This is a genomic window from Methanosarcina sp. MTP4 (genome assembly GCF_000970045.1).
Taxonomy (GTDB): domain Archaea; phylum Halobacteriota; class Methanosarcinia; order Methanosarcinales; family Methanosarcinaceae; genus MTP4.
The window spans coordinates 3,289,648-3,306,184 of record NZ_CP009505.1 but is presented as its reverse complement, the minus strand read 5'-3'; the positions used below and the strand labels follow the sequence as shown (position 1 = coordinate 3,306,184).

General features: G+C 45.0%; 16 protein-coding genes. 8 read left to right on the top strand and 8 right to left on the bottom strand.

The genetic code is table 11. The features are described 5' to 3' along the window. Positions 1–18: 18 nt before the first annotated feature. From MSMTP_RS13835 to nadC, 3 genes are all read right to left on the bottom strand, one after another. The gene (locus MSMTP_RS13835) at positions 19–1,131 is read right to left on the bottom strand and encodes a cell division protein FtsZ (protein WP_048180534.1); all 1,113 of its coding nucleotides are present in this window, start codon (positions 1,129–1,131) and stop codon (positions 19–21) included. A gap of 152 nt (positions 1,132–1,283) precedes the next feature. After that, the gene (locus tag MSMTP_RS13830; RefSeq protein WP_052718409.1) at positions 1,284–2,543 is read right to left on the bottom strand and encodes a BatD family protein; all 1,260 of its coding nucleotides are present in this window, start codon (positions 2,541–2,543) and stop codon (positions 1,284–1,286) included. Between the two features lie 205 nt (positions 2,544–2,748). Then, the gene (nadC, locus tag MSMTP_RS13825) at positions 2,749–3,597 is read right to left on the bottom strand and encodes a carboxylating nicotinate-nucleotide diphosphorylase (protein WP_048180532.1); all 849 of its coding nucleotides are present in this window, start codon (positions 3,595–3,597) and stop codon (positions 2,749–2,751) included. A gap of 298 nt (positions 3,598–3,895) precedes the next feature. On the opposite strand from nadC, the gene MSMTP_RS13820 reads away from it, so the two are divergent. The 3 genes from MSMTP_RS13820 (at position 3,896) to MSMTP_RS13810 (ending at position 7,120) form a co-directional block, all read left to right on the top strand. Further along, entirely contained in the window at positions 3,896–4,711 is an 816-nt protein-coding gene (locus MSMTP_RS13820; protein WP_082090630.1) for an aspartate dehydrogenase, read from the top strand. 426 nt (positions 4,712–5,137) lie between these two features. Beyond that, positions 5,138–6,055 (top strand): quinolinate synthase NadA, encoded by a 918-nt coding sequence (nadA, locus tag MSMTP_RS13815; RefSeq protein WP_048180529.1) that lies wholly within the window; start codon positions 5,138–5,140, stop codon positions 6,053–6,055. 195 nt (positions 6,056–6,250) lie between these two features. Further along, entirely contained in the window at positions 6,251–7,120 is an 870-nt protein-coding gene (locus tag MSMTP_RS13810; protein WP_048180527.1) for a geranylgeranylglycerol-phosphate geranylgeranyltransferase, read from the top strand. Positions 7,121–7,143: 23 nt separating this feature from the next. Here MSMTP_RS13810 and MSMTP_RS13805 read toward each other — a convergent pair whose 3' ends face one another. Further along, positions 7,144–8,376 carry a methionine adenosyltransferase gene (locus tag MSMTP_RS13805; protein ID WP_048180524.1) on the bottom strand — a complete coding sequence of 411 codons (1,233 nt, stop codon included), beginning with the start codon at positions 8,374–8,376 and terminating at the stop codon, positions 7,144–7,146. Between the two features lie 233 nt (positions 8,377–8,609). Further along, positions 8,610–9,332 carry an RNA ligase partner protein gene (locus MSMTP_RS13800; protein ID WP_048180522.1) on the bottom strand — a complete coding sequence of 241 codons (723 nt, stop codon included), beginning with the start codon at positions 9,330–9,332 and terminating at the stop codon, positions 8,610–8,612. Positions 9,333–10,251: 919 nt separating this feature from the next. Here MSMTP_RS13800 and MSMTP_RS13790 point away from each other — a divergent pair. Beyond that, positions 10,252–10,683: a hypothetical protein gene (locus tag MSMTP_RS13790; protein WP_197076091.1), complete on the top strand. Its 432-nt coding sequence runs from the start codon at positions 10,252–10,254 to the stop codon at positions 10,681–10,683. 385 nt (positions 10,684–11,068) lie between these two features. Next, a complete protein-coding gene (locus MSMTP_RS13785; RefSeq protein WP_048180515.1) occupies positions 11,069–11,461 on the top strand; it encodes a co-chaperone YbbN in 393 nt (130 codons plus the stop codon). 50 nt (positions 11,462–11,511) lie between these two features. Here MSMTP_RS13785 and MSMTP_RS13780 read toward each other — a convergent pair whose 3' ends face one another. Both MSMTP_RS13780 and MSMTP_RS13775 read right to left on the bottom strand, forming a co-directional pair. Beyond that, the gene (locus MSMTP_RS13780) at positions 11,512–12,354 is read right to left on the bottom strand and encodes an ABC transporter permease (RefSeq protein WP_048180513.1); all 843 of its coding nucleotides are present in this window, start codon (positions 12,352–12,354) and stop codon (positions 11,512–11,514) included. Between the two features lies 1 nt (position 12,355). After that, on the bottom strand, positions 12,356–13,027 hold the full coding sequence (locus MSMTP_RS13775; protein ID WP_231582794.1) for an ATP-binding cassette domain-containing protein: 672 nt from the start codon (positions 13,025–13,027) through the stop codon (positions 12,356–12,358). 335 nt (positions 13,028–13,362) lie between these two features. On the opposite strand from MSMTP_RS13775, the gene MSMTP_RS13770 reads away from it, so the two are divergent. The 3 genes from MSMTP_RS13770 (at position 13,363) to MSMTP_RS20405 (ending at position 15,450) form a co-directional block, all read left to right on the top strand. Then, positions 13,363–14,316 (top strand): deoxyhypusine synthase, encoded by a 954-nt coding sequence (locus MSMTP_RS13770; protein ID WP_048180511.1) that lies wholly within the window; start codon positions 13,363–13,365, stop codon positions 14,314–14,316. Between the two features lie 29 nt (positions 14,317–14,345). Continuing rightward, positions 14,346–15,011: an orotidine-5'-phosphate decarboxylase gene (gene pyrF, locus MSMTP_RS13765; RefSeq protein ID WP_048180508.1), complete on the top strand. Its 666-nt coding sequence runs from the start codon at positions 14,346–14,348 to the stop codon at positions 15,009–15,011. A gap of 316 nt (positions 15,012–15,327) precedes the next feature. Then, positions 15,328–15,450 (top strand): hypothetical protein, encoded by a 123-nt coding sequence (locus tag MSMTP_RS20405; RefSeq protein WP_369799644.1) that lies wholly within the window; start codon positions 15,328–15,330, stop codon positions 15,448–15,450. A gap of 34 nt (positions 15,451–15,484) precedes the next feature. On the opposite strand, the gene MSMTP_RS13760 is transcribed toward MSMTP_RS20405, so the two are convergent. Then, positions 15,485–16,039, bottom strand: a complete 555-nt coding sequence (locus MSMTP_RS13760; protein WP_048180503.1) for a YkgJ family cysteine cluster protein — start codon at positions 16,037–16,039, stop codon at positions 15,485–15,487. Positions 16,040–16,537 lie beyond the last annotated feature (498 nt).

Genomic DNA, 16,537 nt, shown 5'->3' with positions numbered 1-16,537 from the left:
TTCCGCAGTTTTTTTCTTTTAGTATTCGGGTTCAAGGCCTTCGAGCTGGGAAAAGGTTTTGTCCAGTTCGGCTCCTTCCTCTACCCTCTGCTTTTTCGCTTTTTCATGATGAATGGCCTGGACGGCTACACTGTAGAGTTCTTCAAGTTCGTGGGCGGATTCCAGGGTGAGGACCGAAAGAACCTGGGGGAATTCGCCGTTCCGCACGACTATGCCCTTGAAAACATGTCCTACAGCTCCGGAAAGTTTCTCTATTTCGCTTGAGATATCGTCTATGCTCAGGAATTTCCGGTCACCCTTGATGATGACCATTGCCCTGCTGGCTTCATCATAGACGTCTGTGGAAAAGAGGAGGCCTGAGGGGGAAAGGGCGTTCTGGATAGCTGTTTTGATCGGCATTTCCTTTTCAGCCCTGAAAAAGCCGATTGTCGCCAGGCCTGCACCTCCGCTCATGACCGTTTTAAAGTCCCCGAGGTCTGTTACCATCATCATTTCACTGTCCAGGGCGTCGAGGAGGAAGAGCAGGCGCTCGGCGATCATGTCGTTGATCCCGTTGTAGGCTTCCTGGATGCTGCCGCCGATGTTTTTCAGGTACTGGTTGTCCGCAAGGATGACCCCGTCCGCTCCGCTCTGGCGGAGTTCCCGGAGAGAGAATGCCGCGTTCTGGAGGTAGAGTGTGCCTTCTTCCCTGAAAGGCAGGACCACGATGCAGTAAACCGGATAATCATAGCGCTCTTTCATCTCCTTTACGAGGAGGGGGGTAAAAGAAGAACCTGTGCCGCCGGAAGCCGAGGTTACCACAAAGGCGATATCGAAATTGCCCTTCTCTTCGATCTGGCGCATGATCATCTCTTTTTTCTCTTCAAACACCTTCTTTCCTATGTTCCGGTTTGCACCGACGCCATGCAGGTGGGGGATATGAACTCTGTCCTTTGCTTTTGTGAATTTCATTTCTTTTAAGTCATTGACAGCAGTGTTGAAGGCGATGGTTTGCACGTTACTCTTAAACTTTTGCTTGGAGTAAAATTTGACAAGCTTGCCGCTTTTACCCCCGCCGAATGCATGTTTGTTGACAGAATCAAGGATTCTGTTTCCACACTGCCCGTTTCCTATCACCAGTATGTTGAGCAAGAAACTCCTCCATTTTAGGATATGTTAGCATTTTTCCTGTCCCGGGGTTATTCACGCTTTTTTACCACGAAAAGCCTGCGTTGCCTGAGATAATCCTCGAATACTCTCATTAAATATTATGGAGTTGATAATTATCCTCAATAAAGAATCTCTTAGTATTTGTATTCTTTGTGCTTTCTGTAGATGTGCACACCGACTGCTCCAAGGATCAGGAGGGGGATTATGTATACGTACACAGGCTGTTCAAAGAGGTAATCGAACTTACCTTTTGTCACGTAAATGCTGGAGGTTTTCACTTCTGCACTTTCTTTTATATTTTCGGTGTCCACTTCGTTGTTATACTCGTACGAAAGCTCTCCTGCAATGGTGTAGGTACCCACTTCGTTTGCCTTTAATGCATAGCTGTACTCTTTATCGTTGTTTGCCTGGAGAGTGTCGATATATATCCTGGGGTTCCCGCCTATGAGCTCTATGTCCTCATCTCCTCCTTCATATTCGAGACCCTGAGGGAGCGAGATGTCCAGCCGGACAGCCTTTGCGGCAGCATCACCGGTATTCCTGAGGATGATGGTTGAGATAATTTTTCCGTTTCTTTCTACGGACGTCAGGTCCAAGTCCATTGAAGTTTCTATCTGGGCGCTCTTTTTATTCCCCTCGCTTATGGTTATCGTAGGAGTATTCGAACTTGACTGGTAAGCCTGAGATGCACTGTTGGTGTAACTTGCAGTGACCGGTTTGAGGTCATAGGTCCCTGCTTCTGTTGCCTTTAACTCATATATGTATACCGGTATTGATTCCCCTACGTCGATTTCCGGGATCGCACCCGTGACTTCGTACGTTGTCTTTTCCAGGACGAAGTGTTCCTGCTTTGGGTCCGTAAATAACACATTATTTGCGGCATCATTTCCGGTATTCTTTGCGTTAACCGTCACGGTTATGGTTTCCCCTATCTCGATTTCGGATTGGTCAACCTTTTTTGTTATTTCAATTTCGGGGTCCCCTGCAAAGTCTGCCGCAGAATGTCCTCCGTCGACGAGATCATTTATGTAGAGGTCTCCTATGTTGTAGTTGGATATCGTAATCTCGACCGTGGCTCTGGGTACTACTCCTGCGTGTACGGACTTCAGGCGCATCTGGACTTCTCCGTCGTCGTCGAAATCAAATTCGAAACTCTCATTTATGTCCAGCAGCCCGTCTTCAACTTTCTTTTCCCTTTCGTACACATAATAAGAGGCGGTATTTGCTTCCACAAAGACATCCGTGATTTCAATCACGTAGTTGTTCAGCTGGTACCCGTCTCCTTCTTCGATATCCCCTTCATATACGTCCGCTCTGGCCGATGCCGCGCCGCCGAGCATCAGCAGGATGAAAAATGCACATAGAACAGGTATATGGATCCTTTTTAGTTTCAATTCTGCTACCTCAGGTTTTTATAAAAAAAGATTTTTTTTATGGGGTCATTTTCCTTCTCAATTTTTTTGATTTACGCTTATTTATCTTCAGCAAAACCAGATATAAAGCTTATGATCTTTTCCTCTTTTCATCGTTATATTATTTTCATTTAAAATTTTATCTGGTTATTTTATTTTGTTCTTTTAAAATGTCAATTAAGGTGGCTTATTCCGGATTCTCCGTATCCCCCGAATTAACCATTTCAAGGCTGATGTCTATCCATCTGGCCCGGTGGATTAGGGAACCCATTGATATGACATCTACCCTGGTTTTTGTGTACTCTTCAAGGTTCTCTCCGGAAATCCCTCCCGAGGCTTCGACCAGAACGTTACCTCTCAGCCCTTTTTCTTCCAGTACTTTCAGGGTGTTTCGGATTTCTTTCGGCTGCATATTGTCTAGCATGACTATGTCCGCGCCCATCCTTGCAGCCAGAACTGCGTCTTCTGCGGATTCTACCTCTACCTCTATTTTCCGGGTAAAGCTCGTCTTTCTGGCTGCTTTTATTGCGGCTTCGATTCCCATGAGTTTGATATGGTTGTCTTTTATCATGACTGAGTCCGAGAGGTTGAACCTGTGCGGGTCCCCTCCTCCGGCAACAACAGCCCTCTTCTCAAATTTTCGGATCCCAGGCGTGGTCTTTCTCGTGCATGCCACCCTGGTGTGCTCCGAATGCTTCCTGGTAATGTCCACGCAGGTCCGGGTAAGCGTTGCAATCCCGCTCAGGTGCCCGAGAAAGTTAAGGGCCAGTCGTTCTCCTTGTAGAATGGAAACCGCTCCCCCACTCAATCGGAAAATAACGTCTCCCGCTCGGAGCCTGTTCCCGTCTTTCAGATCGGTTTTGGCCCGGACTCCAAGGTAAGAAAAGATTGCCGAAGCTTCCCTTATTCCGGCAACAGTACAATCTTCTTTTGTGAATATAACCGCTTCTGAAGGTTCATCAGGCACGATGGTGCATGAAACATCGTCATATCCCAGATCTTCCTCTATAAAGCGTTCGATATCTTTTATAAGCATGATGTTTTACCCATGCTACTTTATGTTGCCCGTGATTTATAAGGGGTGTGGGAGTTTTCATCAAATTCCTTATGTTCCTGTTATTTGATTTTCCTGTTATTTGATTTTCCGGTTAGTTGACGTTTTTGTTTTGTATATCGCGATAATAAAAGGGAGACACATGAGGTAAACCCGACAACAGAAGGTTTAAGGAGGGTGAGTATATACAGTACCCCTCAGTTCTCCCTCTTCTTAGGGCTTCAGAGAGCTTTTTATAAGGATTATCTCGAATTTATTGATTATTTTTTCAGGAGTTTGTATGCTGAAAGTCGGAATCGTTGGCTGTGGATTTATTGGCGGACAGATTTGCAGGGCTGTTGATGAAGGAGCGATAGATGTTGAAATGTACGGGCTCTGCGACTCTACAAAAAGTAAAGTTCTGGATCTTGCGGCTTCCTTAAATACATGTAAGCCTCAGCATATGGAGCTTGAAAAACTTGTAAAAAATGTGGACCTGCTAGTTGAATGCGCTTCCCATGGGGCAGTTAGGGAAATCGTCCCGCAAGCCCTTGAAGCAGGATGTGACGTGATTGTCCTGAGCGTCGGCGCTTTTGCGGACCGGGAACTCAGGGAGAAGGTCTTCGGGCTTGCCAGGAAGTTCAACCGTAAACTCTACTTCCCTTCGGGCGCAGTGGTCGGAATAGACGGGCTGATCTCCGCATCTGCCGCAGATATCTCCTCTGTAACCCTGACCACCAGGAAACCTCCTTCAGGGCTTGAAGGGGCTCCTTTTGTTGTGGAGAAGGGCATAGACCTTAAAAAAATAGACCGTGAAACCGTGATATTTGAAGGTCCGGCTTCCGAAGCCGTGAAAGCTTTCCCTGCAAATGTTAATGTCTCAGCAACTATCAGCCTCGCTGGAATTGGTTTTGATCGAACGAAGGTTAAGGTCATTGCTGACCCTGTCCTTTCACGGAATATTCACGAGGTCAGGGTGGAAGGTGATTTTGGCAGTTTTTCTACCAGAGTCGAAAATCTCCCCTCGCCGGAGAACCCCCGTACCAGCTATCTCGCTGCTCTTTCTGCGATTTCCACTTTAAAAAAGATTGTGAATCCTCTCCAGATTGGGACCTGAATAATGTTGCTTTAAAATAGGTTACTTTAAAATAGGTTACTTTAAAAGGGTTGTTTTAAACGATTGAAACTTTCTTCTCAAAAATACTTATTTTACTTCCTTCCTTATCTTCCTTTTAACCTTCTTTCCCCTATTCTTCACCCTCATTTTATTACCCATATTATATATTTATATAATATTTTTTTTATAATTTCATTCTGCTACCTGAAATGTGCTCACAAATGATTATATAGTTCGGGAGAGTTAAGCAGGTACGCTCAACTGAACAGGTATTATGTGTGCTTTTAGCACCTGATTATTTGAATTTCATTTTGCGCTAAAATGACTTGATGAAATCTCAAACCCATAAATTGACCTCATGAATTGTAACGAAATTGTAAATTATATTTTCAAATCATATTCCTTTCAAAAATTTTCGGTGGTCCCATGCAGCAAGCAGAGCTTATAGAACGGATCAAAGAGTTGAAGAAAAAACGAAATGCAGTTATTCTTGCTCATTACTATTCCCGCCCTGAAGTCCAGGATGTTGCGGATTTTGTGGGGGATTCCCTGGGCTTGAGCCAGGAAGCTGTCCGCCAGGGTGCGGATGTAATCGTGTTTTGCGGCGTCCATTTCATGGGGGAAAGTGCCGCGATCCTCTGCCCGGACAAAACCGTGCTGTTGCCGGAAATAGATGCAGGTTGCGCCATGGCTGACATGGCGGATGTGCCTGGCCTCCGGAAGCTTAAAGAAATGCATCCTGATGCCCTTGTTGTCTGCTATGTGAACAGTTCGGCAGCGATCAAAGCGGAGTCCTACATCTGCTGCACCTCGGCAAATGCCGTGGAAGTGGTAAATTCTCTTGACGCCGATGAAGTTATCTTTGTGCCGGATAAAAACCTTGCAGCTTATGTGGCAACTCACACGGATAAGAAAATCATTCCCTGGGAAGGGCACTGCCCGACACATCACCAGGTCCTCAGGGAGGATGTCCTGCGGATGAAAGAGGTACATCCCGAAGCTGAGTTCATTGCTCACCCCGAGTGCCGCCCCGAGGTTCTCAAACTTGCCGAAAAAGTGGCAAGCACCAGGGGCATGATCGTGTATGCAAAAGAATCAAAAGCCAGGGAATTCATCGTTGGGACCGAATGCGGGCTGATACATGCGCTTTTAAAGGAGGCTCCTGAAAAGAAATTTTACTGCATCTCCGAATACGCATGCTGCCCCAGCATGAAGATGGTTAACCTCGAAAATCTCCTTGTTTCCCTTGAAAACATGCAGAGTGTGGTAACCGTTCCCGATGATGTAAGGGAAAGGGCAAAAGAAGCTCTTGACAGGATGCTTGCGGTAAAAATCAACCTGTAATTTTACTCCTCTTTCTTCCTTTTTTGTAATTTCAGTTATTTTTTCCTTTTTTTGTAATTTCAGTTATTTTTTCCTTTTTTGAAATTTTCAGTTATCTTTTGTCCTTTTTTTAGAATTTTTATCTCCTTTGGGCATACGGGATTCCAGGCGGACATTTCCGATACTTTTAATACTTTATAATGCTGCTTTCTTGTGATGTCTGGCGGAATACGCACATATCTGGAACTGATGAGGTACGGAAACTGTCTTATGGCAGGGTTTGCTGCTGTTATAGGGACGCTGATTGCTTTCAATATCCTTACTTCGGACCCCCTGAGTTCGTATCAGCCCGGGGCTTTTCCTTTCCTTGATGTTGTTCTCGTATTCCTTGTTGTGTTTTTCGTTTCAGGGGCAGGAAATGCCATCAATGATTTTTTTGACATCAAAATCGATTCCATCAATCGCCCTGAACGTCCGATCCCCTCCGGAAGGGTGGGTGCAAAGGAAGCCCTTTATTTTTCTTATTTCCTCTTTGCCCTGGGTACAGTCCTTGCTTTCTCGATCAACCCTGCCTGCGGTTCCATCGCCCTTTTCAATTCCCTGCTCCTGATCTTTTACGCGAAAACCCTGAAAAGCACTCCCTTATTCGGGAACCTGAGCATAGGTTGCCTTACCGGTTCGACTTTCCTGTTCGGAGCTTCTGTTTTCGGGATTAGGGGGCTTGAAGTTCTCTTTGTCCTTTTCCTGCTCGCTGCCCTTGCCATTACGGCCCGGGAAATCGTAAAGGACATCGAAGATATGGAAGGGGACAGGCAGGAAGGCGCCGACACCCTGCCGCTCAGGATCGGGGCAAAAAAGGCGGGATACCTTGCGGTACTTATCGGGTTTCTGGCTGTATTATTAAGCCCTCTCCCCTACTTTATGTCCATCCTGGGTATGCGCTACCTCTACCTTGTTTTCCTGGCTGACCTAGGCTTCCTGTTGGCCATCTACCAGCTCCTGGTAAAGGACTCCCCCACCAAATCCTCTAAAATGTTCAAGATTGCCATGCTCTTTGCCCTGATCGCTTTTGTTGCCGGGGCATAAGCTTTTATCTATTTTTGGGAGTTTTAGCAAATTGGAATCTTTCCTGCCGCAAGTTCCGTGCAGAAGGCCTGGATGTTTTCGAGCTCTTTTTCTATGACCTCTGCGGCTTCTTCTTCCACATCCCCGGCAAAGCCTTTTTTCATGATAAGCTGGGCGGTTGCAATCTGCGGCTTATCGATCGGGGTCCCGATTTCGCTAAGGAGCCAGACATAAACTTCCGCTATGTCGGGGACCTGTCGGTAGATCCTGTCCGCTATCCTGTGGGAGAGCAGGTTGTAGATCTTTCCTATATGGCTTACCGGGTTTTTCCCGGCGGCGGCTTCGCTGCTTACCGGCCGGTTCAGGGGTATGATTCCGTTTACCCTGTTTCCACGCCCTACCTGCCCGCAGTCCGCATCTTCTGCAGAAGTGCCCGTAACTGTGGTATAAACTCCTTCCAGGCTTCTTCCTGGGGCGTCAAGGGTGTTCAGGGAAACCGAGGGCTTCAGGTCAATGGAAGTTTCGGATTCCGCCTCTTCTTTTTCCGCAAAACCCGCGGTAAATTCCTCAATCCTGCCGTGCAGGTCCTCTTTCTTTTTGAAATAATCGGTTTCCGATTCCACAAAGCGGTCCATGAGGGGCATGGCAACGGTCAGGTGGATCTCTCTATCATGCCTGAGCCCCATTACCTTGATATCTTCCCCGGATTCCGGGTGTTCTTTCTTGAACTTCCCGGAGTTAAGGTGGCGTTCGCATTCGAGCACCAGCCTTTCCGTGGGGCTGAGGGGAGCGTAACCCACAGCAGCAGAAGTGTCATTTGCCCCCAGGATTTCCCCTCCCCGGCTGAAAATGTCCGTGAGCTCGGCAGAGCCTTTTTTCAGTTCCACCTGGTAAAAGAGGCTTTCAGGGTCCACGAAGCGGAGGTTTCCGGAAAGCCATTGCTTTGCCGTATCCACAGCAATGCCCGGCACATCGATTTCCACCCCCCCTGCTTCAAAGGTCGCCCGATCTCCAAAGATGAGCCGCATCGGGCTTATGACTTTACCTCCCCCGAATTTTCCCTCGACTTCTCCTGCAACGAGCAGGCCCTTGTCAATGTTGTGGTGGAGGATGGCCCCGAAGTTTTTCAGGTACTCCGCCGACAGGCGGACCGAGACCTGTTCCATGATCGAGTCACAGATATAATCCGGATGTCCAAGTCCTTTTCTCTCGACGACTTCTACCCTTTGCCGATAGACTTCAGAAGCTTTCAACTCTTCAATGACGATGTTTCTCAAATTTTTTCCCCCGGCTATTTCCTATATACAAAATATCCAGTGAACCGAATAATTGTCAGTGAACCGAATAATTGTCAGTAAACCTAATAATTATCAGTAAACCGAATGATTTTCAGTAAACCGAATTATTTCCAATGAACCGTTGGCACTTATCTTCCCGGTTATGTGCTGCAAATGTCAAATATAGTACTCAAAACGAAATGATTAACGTAAATTCTTTCTTTTCAACCCTTTCACTCTTGTTTGCTGGTTTCGTTTTCCAGCCCTGCTCCCTTTCCACTTTCCGGGCCGTGCCTGAGGTATTCCCTTATCATCATCGGAAATGTGTTCGCGGGCACGAAACGGACTCCGAGCTGTTCCGCCCACTTTTCTATCCCGTAATCACTTGCGACCACCGCAGCGTCCAGTTCCTTTGCCAGGATCAGGACATCGATATCAGGGGCGCTGTCCAGGATTCCGTAGCGTAGTGCTGCACGGTACTTGTTTCGGAATTTCCCGATAATCCCGCCTATGACCTCCCTTTCCACCTCTTCCTTGTATTCCTTCTTCTTGGTCTGTGGGTTTTCCATAAAGAGACATTCAGTTGCGGCTTCCCATATCGCATCTTCTGCTACCCCCATCCCCCGGTTGATCCTTTCCCGCATGTAAGCCACATATTCGTGGAAGATCTGGGATGTTACGTCCACCTGGTACCTGTCAGGGGATTTTTTCACAAGCCAGGTGTCGATTTTTGCCATAACTTCCCGGTCGCAGCCGTTTCGACTGGCAAATTCGTGCATCTCCTTGTAGACCGAAGGGTAGGGCACATAACAGCTTATCCCGAACTGCAGACGGGCTTCGGCTATCAGGTCAAGGATTGCTTTCATCCCTTCGCAAAGGGCAGCATAACCCATAACCTCCCGGGTCTGCAGGTCAGTCAGTGCGGTGGTGTCCAGCACAAATCTTTGCTTGAGCATTTTTTCAGTCCTGTTGATTGATACTTATTTTCTAAATTCTGAAAACAATTAAGAGAAGTTTCTCCAGGAGAAGTCTCGCCTGAATTTTTTGAAGCAAGGAACCGTGCTTTTCTTCCCCCCTTATCTATTGAACAAGGAATGATAAAATTCTTTGTCTCATTTATCTCGTTTCTCATTTTTGTTTTATTCTGTGAACCGTTTTTTGTTTATTTTATGGGCTATTTTTTTGTTTATTTTATGGGCTATTTTTTTGTTTATTTTATGGGCTATTTTTTTGTTTATTTTATGGGCTATTTTTTTGTTTATTTTATGGGCTATTTTTTTGTTTATTTATGGGCTATTTTTTTGTTTATTTATGGGCTATTTTTTGTTTATTTTATGGGCTATTTTTTTGTTTATTTATGGGCTATTTTTTTGTTTATTTATGGGCTATTTTTTGTTTATTTTATGGGCTATTTTTTTGTTTATTTTGTGGGCTGTATTTTCTCCAGAGTGTCCTACCGGGTTTGATTTGTAATTATTATTTATGTTATTATTCGTCAAATTTTGACTAAAATGAATAACTGTATATAGTTTCAAAACGTATATTTACATAGGGAAGTTGATAATAGTGACCGAAAGCCCGGATTTCCGGCAGATTTCTTGAGATGCTTTGACCCCTGAGCTTAAAGTGTTTCTTTATACACATTTAAATAAAAATAAATATGTTTTTGCCGTGTCGGGTTTGTCCAATTCGGTCCGGTTGACATTTCCCTTGCTGAAACACTGGTAAGTGTTTGAATCCGGCTAATATATAGTGCCGGATCCAGGGCATTTACAGGTGACTAAAAAAAATTGAAAAATGGCAAAGTGGCGAAATTCGGAAGTGTGGAATCCAAGTGTGGAATCTATAATATAATAAAGGAAAGCTGGTGATCAAATGAGCACAAGTGCGGCGGGCACAAAGCCTCTTGCAGGCTCTGAAAAAGGTTTGTCAAAGAACCCTCTTCAGAAAGGAGGCAACACAATGAAGGAGTATTGTAATATATGTGGTCAGGAGCTTCTGGAGGATGTAGTTGTAGTAGACACAAGCCTCGATATGAAGCCAATCACATTCAAGGAGGTCCACGGAGATAAGTCTGATTTGATATGTATCGAGTGCGCAATTGATGTTGTTGAGAATCCGCCATTTGTATGCGGAAGGTGCGCACAGCCAATAGAATTCAATGAGAAATTCTACGTGTTCAGGGAAGCCATATCAAAGCCAAGCGGCCCCAAAGTGGATCTTTGCGTACATACCGACGAGAATTACATCTGTAGCGAGTGCTACGACGAGATTATGAATCCCGAGTATGAAAAAGACGAAGTTTGAGTTTTTTTGTGGAGCTTCTTTTTCTCTCCAGGATTTGAAACCAACATATTTCAGGGTATAATAACCGAAATTTCAGTTCCTTACCGGGTCTTGAGCCCGAAAAGGACAGAACTGTTATTCTAGCAGTTCTGTTCAAATAGTTTTTCTACTTTTTACCTTTTAATATTACTTCATTTCGTTTTTCTGGTCTAGTTTTTCTTGTTTTTGTTTTACTGCTTTCCTGTCTTACTTATCCTGGCTTCCCATTTTTCCTTTTTTTTACCCTGTTTTTTTCGTATGATTTTTTTCTTCTGGTTTTACTGCTCTTCTTTTAAGTCACATTTTAATAGGGGTAATAAACATAGTATTTTTTAATTCTTTTTGGATTAATACTGGGGTGCTATAATTGGATGAAAATCATGTAATTGAAGCCGAGGATTCGACCTGGGGAAAACTTGTGGAAAGCTCTGGAAAACCTGCTATTGTAATGTTCTACAGCCCCGGCTGTCCCTTCTGTAAAGTGATGGAGCCCTACTTTGCAGACTACGCTAAGGAATTCAGGAACTCAGCGGTCTTTGTCCGGATAAACGTTGCAACGAATCCCTGGACTGCGGAGAGGTATGGGGTACAGGGGACTCCAACATTCAAAATCTTCTGCCACGGGAAGCCTTTGTGGGAACAGGTCGGACAGATCTATCCTTCTATCCTGAAAGGCGCGGTTGAGAACATGATAGAATATGGAGATGACTGTGTAAGGAAAACTACGTCCATAGGGCAGGATATCACCGGTTACGTGTGATTTTTTACGTGCCTTTCGCGTGATTTGTTTCACTTTTTTATGTTTCACTTTTATGTTTCACTTTTATGTTTCACTTTTTGTTTTAACTTTTTTTCTTTGTATATTTCCTTTCTTACGAGCCCGTATTCATCGAAGGCAGTCCGGATAGTACTCAGGATACAAAAGGTCGTGCTCATTACTGTGGAGACAAAGATCACGATCATGATTGTGATCTGGTATTTTATTGCGAGGATGGGAGTTACTCCCCCCAGGATCTGTCCGGTCATCATGCCTGGGAGGAAAACGATTCCGGTTGTTGCGATGTTTGCAAGGGTTGGGCGGAGTGCCGAACGAAGGCATTTCCGGATATAGGGCATGAGTGCCTCGTACTTTTTTGCCCCCAGGGATAGGTTGTAGAGGTACCTGTTTTCGTTTCTTCGGATATCCTCGTAAAATTCCCCTATCCCTACCACGTTTCCTCTGAGAGAGTTTCCGAGGATCATTCCTCCTATGGGGATGAGGAAGCGGGCTTCCAGGATGTTTTCTAGGTCCAGCACGAATTCGTTGAAATACAGGAGCACACTGAGGTTAGTAATAGCAAAGGAAAGTATAACGGGCAGAAAGAGCTTTTCCATTTTAAGTTCTACATTTTTAATGGTAGTGTAAGTCGCAACAGTTACCATCCCGAGCACCCAGCCCAGGCTCAAAATCCAGTTGTTAAGGTCAAAGACGACCGTTAACAGCACTCCGGCCAAAAAGAGCTGGGAAGTCATTCGGGCAACAGCAGTTGAAGTGGCTTTGATGACATGGAGTTTTATCCTGTAGCTGATGGCTAGGGGAATGGCAAGCAGAAGGAAACACATGATCAGGGAAAGGACCGTTATTTCAGGGGTTGGTATTTCCGGGCCCGCCATCTTAAATTCCTCCTTCAGTTATCTGTTTTCCCTCAACTGCCTGTTTTTTGAGTTCTACTACTTTTACTTCCTCCCTTTCCCATTCCCGGTCGTGGGAGATAATAAAAAGTGTCCATTTCCCATGCTTCAGAAAATACTCCGCGACCTTTTCCTTGAGTTCGGAATCAAGGGCTGAAGTAGCTTCGTCCAGGAGAAATATTTCTCTTCCCAGCATGAGGGCGATCAGGATCCCGATCCTTTGTTTTTCCCCTCCTGACAAATCTTCATAATTTTTATCAAGGGTGTCTTCTTCCAGTTCGAAATCCTGCATGAGTACCTGCAGCTTTTTGGGGTCCATTTTATCCCGGTTTGGGTGGTACGAGAAGATCTCTTCAAGCAGGACTTTTACGGGGCCTTCTCCCAGGTCAGTTTCCTGGGACACATAGGCGACCTCTTTTCGAATTTCCCATACACGGCTGGGGTCCACGGGCTGGTTCCTGTAATAGAGAGCACCATCTGTCGGTTTTTCAAAACCCAGCAGCATTTTGAATAAGGTCGATTTTCCTGCCCCTGACTTGCCTTTCAGCAGGATTTTCTGGCCCCGTTTAATATTCAGATTAAAACCGGAAAGCACTTTTTTACTGTTGTACGTCATGCCGACGCCTTCATACCTGATTATTTCATCCTGCATCATCTAATTTCCCTATTTTCCTGCATCATCTGCCATCTCTGTCTTCCTGCATAATCCAATACCCTATTTTTTTGAATACAAACTATGCCTTATGGATATTTTTCCCTCTGTTCTCTCTTCTCCTACCTTTCCTAATTTTTTCAAAAGGTAAGGTTTATCAAGCACTTACGTATTCAACCTAGAATCAGGAAGATAAAGGAATATTGAATATAAAATACAGTATAACTCATCTACTATGTAACTCATCCAGAATATAAATTTCCTGTATGTACAATCTATAGATACTTTGTTTACTATGGTGATTATCCTGACACTTTTCAACTTTCTGAGGGAAATGAATGGACTCTGAGACTTCCTGTAATAAACTTTCAACTCCTATCAAAGGCGCAAAAATAGTCCCTGGTATGAGCGTGGACGAGCTTGTGAGTGAATATGCCGGCTGTGCTTTCGGGGCTGGCAGGCTTGCCGAGGCTGTCGATATCTATTCTGAGATGCTGGCTTCGGAAAAAACTACAAAGTTTTTCGGGCTTGCAGGAGCCATGACTCCCGCGGGCATGAGGCAGGTCGTTGCTGACCTGATCAGGGACGGGCATATTGACGTCCTGGTCACCACCGGTGCCAACATGGTGCATGACACGGTTGAGGCTCTGGGCTTGCACCACTACAAGGGTAATGAGCACGTGAACGACATCCAGCTCCGGAATGAGTGCATTGACCGGATCTACGACGTCTACCTTCCTGACGGGCACTTCACTGATCTTGAGGAATTTTTGCAGGATGTCTACGCCGGGCTCCCGCAGGAAAAGCTCTCGATCCGGCAGGTCCTCACGGAAATCGGAAAGAACCTGGACGATAACTCCTCAATCCTGAAAACCGCCGCAGAGATGGGTGTACCCGTCTACTGCCCTGCGCTCCAGGACTCGGTGATCGGGCTGCAGGCCTGGTTGCACAAAGAAGGAAACTCCTCCTTTACCGTGGACGCTTTTGCGGACATGCACGAGTTCATGGATATCTGCTATGAAGCCGAAAGTGCCGGGGCTCTCCTGATCGGGGGAGGTGTGCCCAAGAACTACATCCTCCAGTCCATGCTTGTGACCCCCAGGTCTTTTGACTACGCCATCCAGCTTACAATGGACCGGCCCGAAACCGGCGGCCTTAGCGGGGCTACCCTGGACGAAGCCCAGTCCTGGGGAAAAGTCGGGGAAAAGGCCCGTTCGGTAACTGTCTACGCAGATGCAACTATTACTCTCCCTCTTATGGTCGCGGCAGTCCGGACGCGGCTTTCTGAATAACGAGCATAAAATGATTTTGAGGTGATTGAATGGAAAAAAAGACCCGCCTTATTCTTGCCCTTGATGTGACTAACAGGGAAGATGCCCTCCGAATTGCCGAAGAAGTCTGGGAATTCGTGGACGCAATCAAAGTCGGATACCCCCTCGTGCTCGCCACAGGGCTTGGAATTATCCGGGAACTTGCCGAATTCGCGCCCATTATTGCCGATTTCAAGGTTGCTGACATCCCGAACACAGACCGCCTTATCTGTGACCAGGTCTTTGAAGCCGGTGCCGAGGCCGTAATCGTCCAGGGCTTTACCGGAAAAGACAGTCTTGAAGCCTGCATTGAAGTCGCTTCCGAATATAAAAAAGATGTTTTCGTGGTAAGTGAAATGAGCCACCCCGGAGGTGCCCAGTTCCTCCAGGCCGCAGCAGAACCCATAGCAAAGATGGCTCTCGAAGCCGGAGCCTTCGGGCTCGTTGCCCCTGCAACCCGGCCTGAAAGGGTCAGGGATATCCGCAAAGTCATCGGCTACAAACTCACAATCATCTCCCCTGGAGTAGGAGCCCAGGGTGGAAAAGCCTCGGACGTCATCGCAGCAGGTGCTGACTGGGTGATCGTCGGAAGAAGTATCTACAAAGCCGAAAACCCCGGCGAAGCCGCAAAAGAGATTGCTGCCGAAATCGAAGCTGAACTTCACGGCGGAAACTGAGAGTTTACCGGGCAGGGAAGTTCCGGTTTGGGACTGAGAGTTTAATTACCTGCCCGAATATATAATCCGGAATATCTGAAATATCAATTATCTTGATAATATCAAGAGCGAGTGCCTATGATGAAAAATTATTCTGATTCGTGATGAACCCTATGAGTTCTGAGGCACTCTAAAATTGTTTTTTTAAAAATAAGTCTGACACTTTCTCTGTTATCGTTTCAAATCCTTCTTTTTTCTCAGTTCCTCATGAAGAAGTGAAAGGGACCCATAAGTACGAGCAGCCCGGCGCGAAGTCTGCTTCGATTATGTCTCCAGGCTGGGTGACATCTCGACCTGCTTGGTCGGGAGCCCTGACGGCTGGTCGACAGTCTTTATCCCCCCAGGGTGGGTAACAACATCTGGTCAAAGGCGGTCGCTGCGGGCATATTCGAGACATTGACACAAACCGGCAAGAAAAAGGAAATGAATAGTGATTACTTCCTTTCAAGAAATTCTATGAACGAATCTAAATTCTGCTCTTTCATTTCAATACAAAAATCATTATTTTTATCTATGTTTCTATACTGTTCGTACAAGTCAGTTAATTGACTATGCATTATTGAGTTTACCGCCTTATACCACTGTGCATAATCTCGAACTATGTTAACAGACATCGGACACAATAACAACGTTAAACCAAATCCGATTTCCGCATCCGGATAAATTACAAAAGGAAAAGTTCTACAGGCTTCCGGCCTATTATCGTATATTCTGCATTTTGAGTTTATCAATAATGGGCATTGTTCGACGGCATTTATTGCTTTATAACATCCTTTCAACTCTGATTTTACCGCATTCGATTTTAAAATATTCACACTTTCTTTATCTACATTTTTTAATATTTTCTCATATTCTTTTCTATGAAAATCAATAATATGATTTTTGCAGCAACTCGCATTGCATGATTCAGGACAGCTATAATGTTTAAGTATGCTTTGAGTTTTTGAGATTAACCAGTCATATTTTTTGAAACGTTGTCTTCTATCCATAGCACTCACCCAATTGAACGAAAAAAAGAGATATTCAGTATATAATAGCTATCAATTGCCCTATTTTATGAGGGCTTAACATACTGATAAAAACTTATTTCTCCCAAAATTATTTCTCATTTCCTATCCTGGTTGTAATTTCTTATCTTTTGTGTCATGTCTCAAATAGAGCCTATCCTAATAGTATTGTTCCCTCTATATCTAATAATATACAATGTGCATAGATAGACAATCTCTACAAATGGTGTAAACACTTGATGTTAAAACAAAGTTCTAATAATGTCGTTATCGATTTTCCCGATGGTTTAGAGCCTATCTTTCTTCTTTTTTTCAGTGAAGACAAAGCTAATATGTAGAGATTACTAAACTTAGGGAGATAGACGATAGACAGACGTTCATTACATATTTCGTAAATCGATCTTTATTGAAAATTTTAGGTAAATTTACACTAAACATTCGCATATCTTAGACAAAATGAAATGAAAATAAATATAGAAG

Coding starts and splice junctions, on each gene's coding strand:
- nadA (WP_048180529.1), top strand. CDS start 5,138: ATGCAGCAAGCAGAGCTTATAGAACGGATCAAAGAGTTGAAGAAAAAA.
- MSMTP_RS13820 (WP_082090630.1), top strand. CDS start 3,896: ATGCTGAAAGTCGGAATCGTTGGCTGTGGATTTATTGGCGGACAGATT.
- MSMTP_RS13770 (WP_048180511.1), top strand. CDS start 13,363: ATGGACTCTGAGACTTCCTGTAATAAACTTTCAACTCCTATCAAAGGC.
- MSMTP_RS13790 (WP_197076091.1), top strand. CDS start 10,252: ATGAGCACAAGTGCGGCGGGCACAAAGCCTCTTGCAGGCTCTGAAAAA.
- MSMTP_RS13800 (WP_048180522.1), bottom strand. CDS start 9,332: ATGCTCAAGCAAAGATTTGTGCTGGACACCACCGCACTGACTGACCTG.
- MSMTP_RS13810 (WP_048180527.1), top strand. CDS start 6,251: ATGTCTGGCGGAATACGCACATATCTGGAACTGATGAGGTACGGAAAC.
- MSMTP_RS13760 (WP_048180503.1), bottom strand. CDS start 16,039: ATGGATAGAAGACAACGTTTCAAAAAATATGACTGGTTAATCTCAAAA.
- MSMTP_RS13780 (WP_048180513.1), bottom strand. CDS start 12,354: ATGGCGGGCCCGGAAATACCAACCCCTGAAATAACGGTCCTTTCCCTG.
- nadC (WP_048180532.1), bottom strand. CDS start 3,597: ATGCTTATAAAAGATATCGAACGCTTTATAGAGGAAGATCTGGGATAT.
- MSMTP_RS13775 (WP_231582794.1), bottom strand. CDS start 13,027: ATGATGCAGGATGAAATAATCAGGTATGAAGGCGTCGGCATGACGTAC.
- pyrF (WP_048180508.1), top strand. CDS start 14,346: ATGGAAAAAAAGACCCGCCTTATTCTTGCCCTTGATGTGACTAACAGG.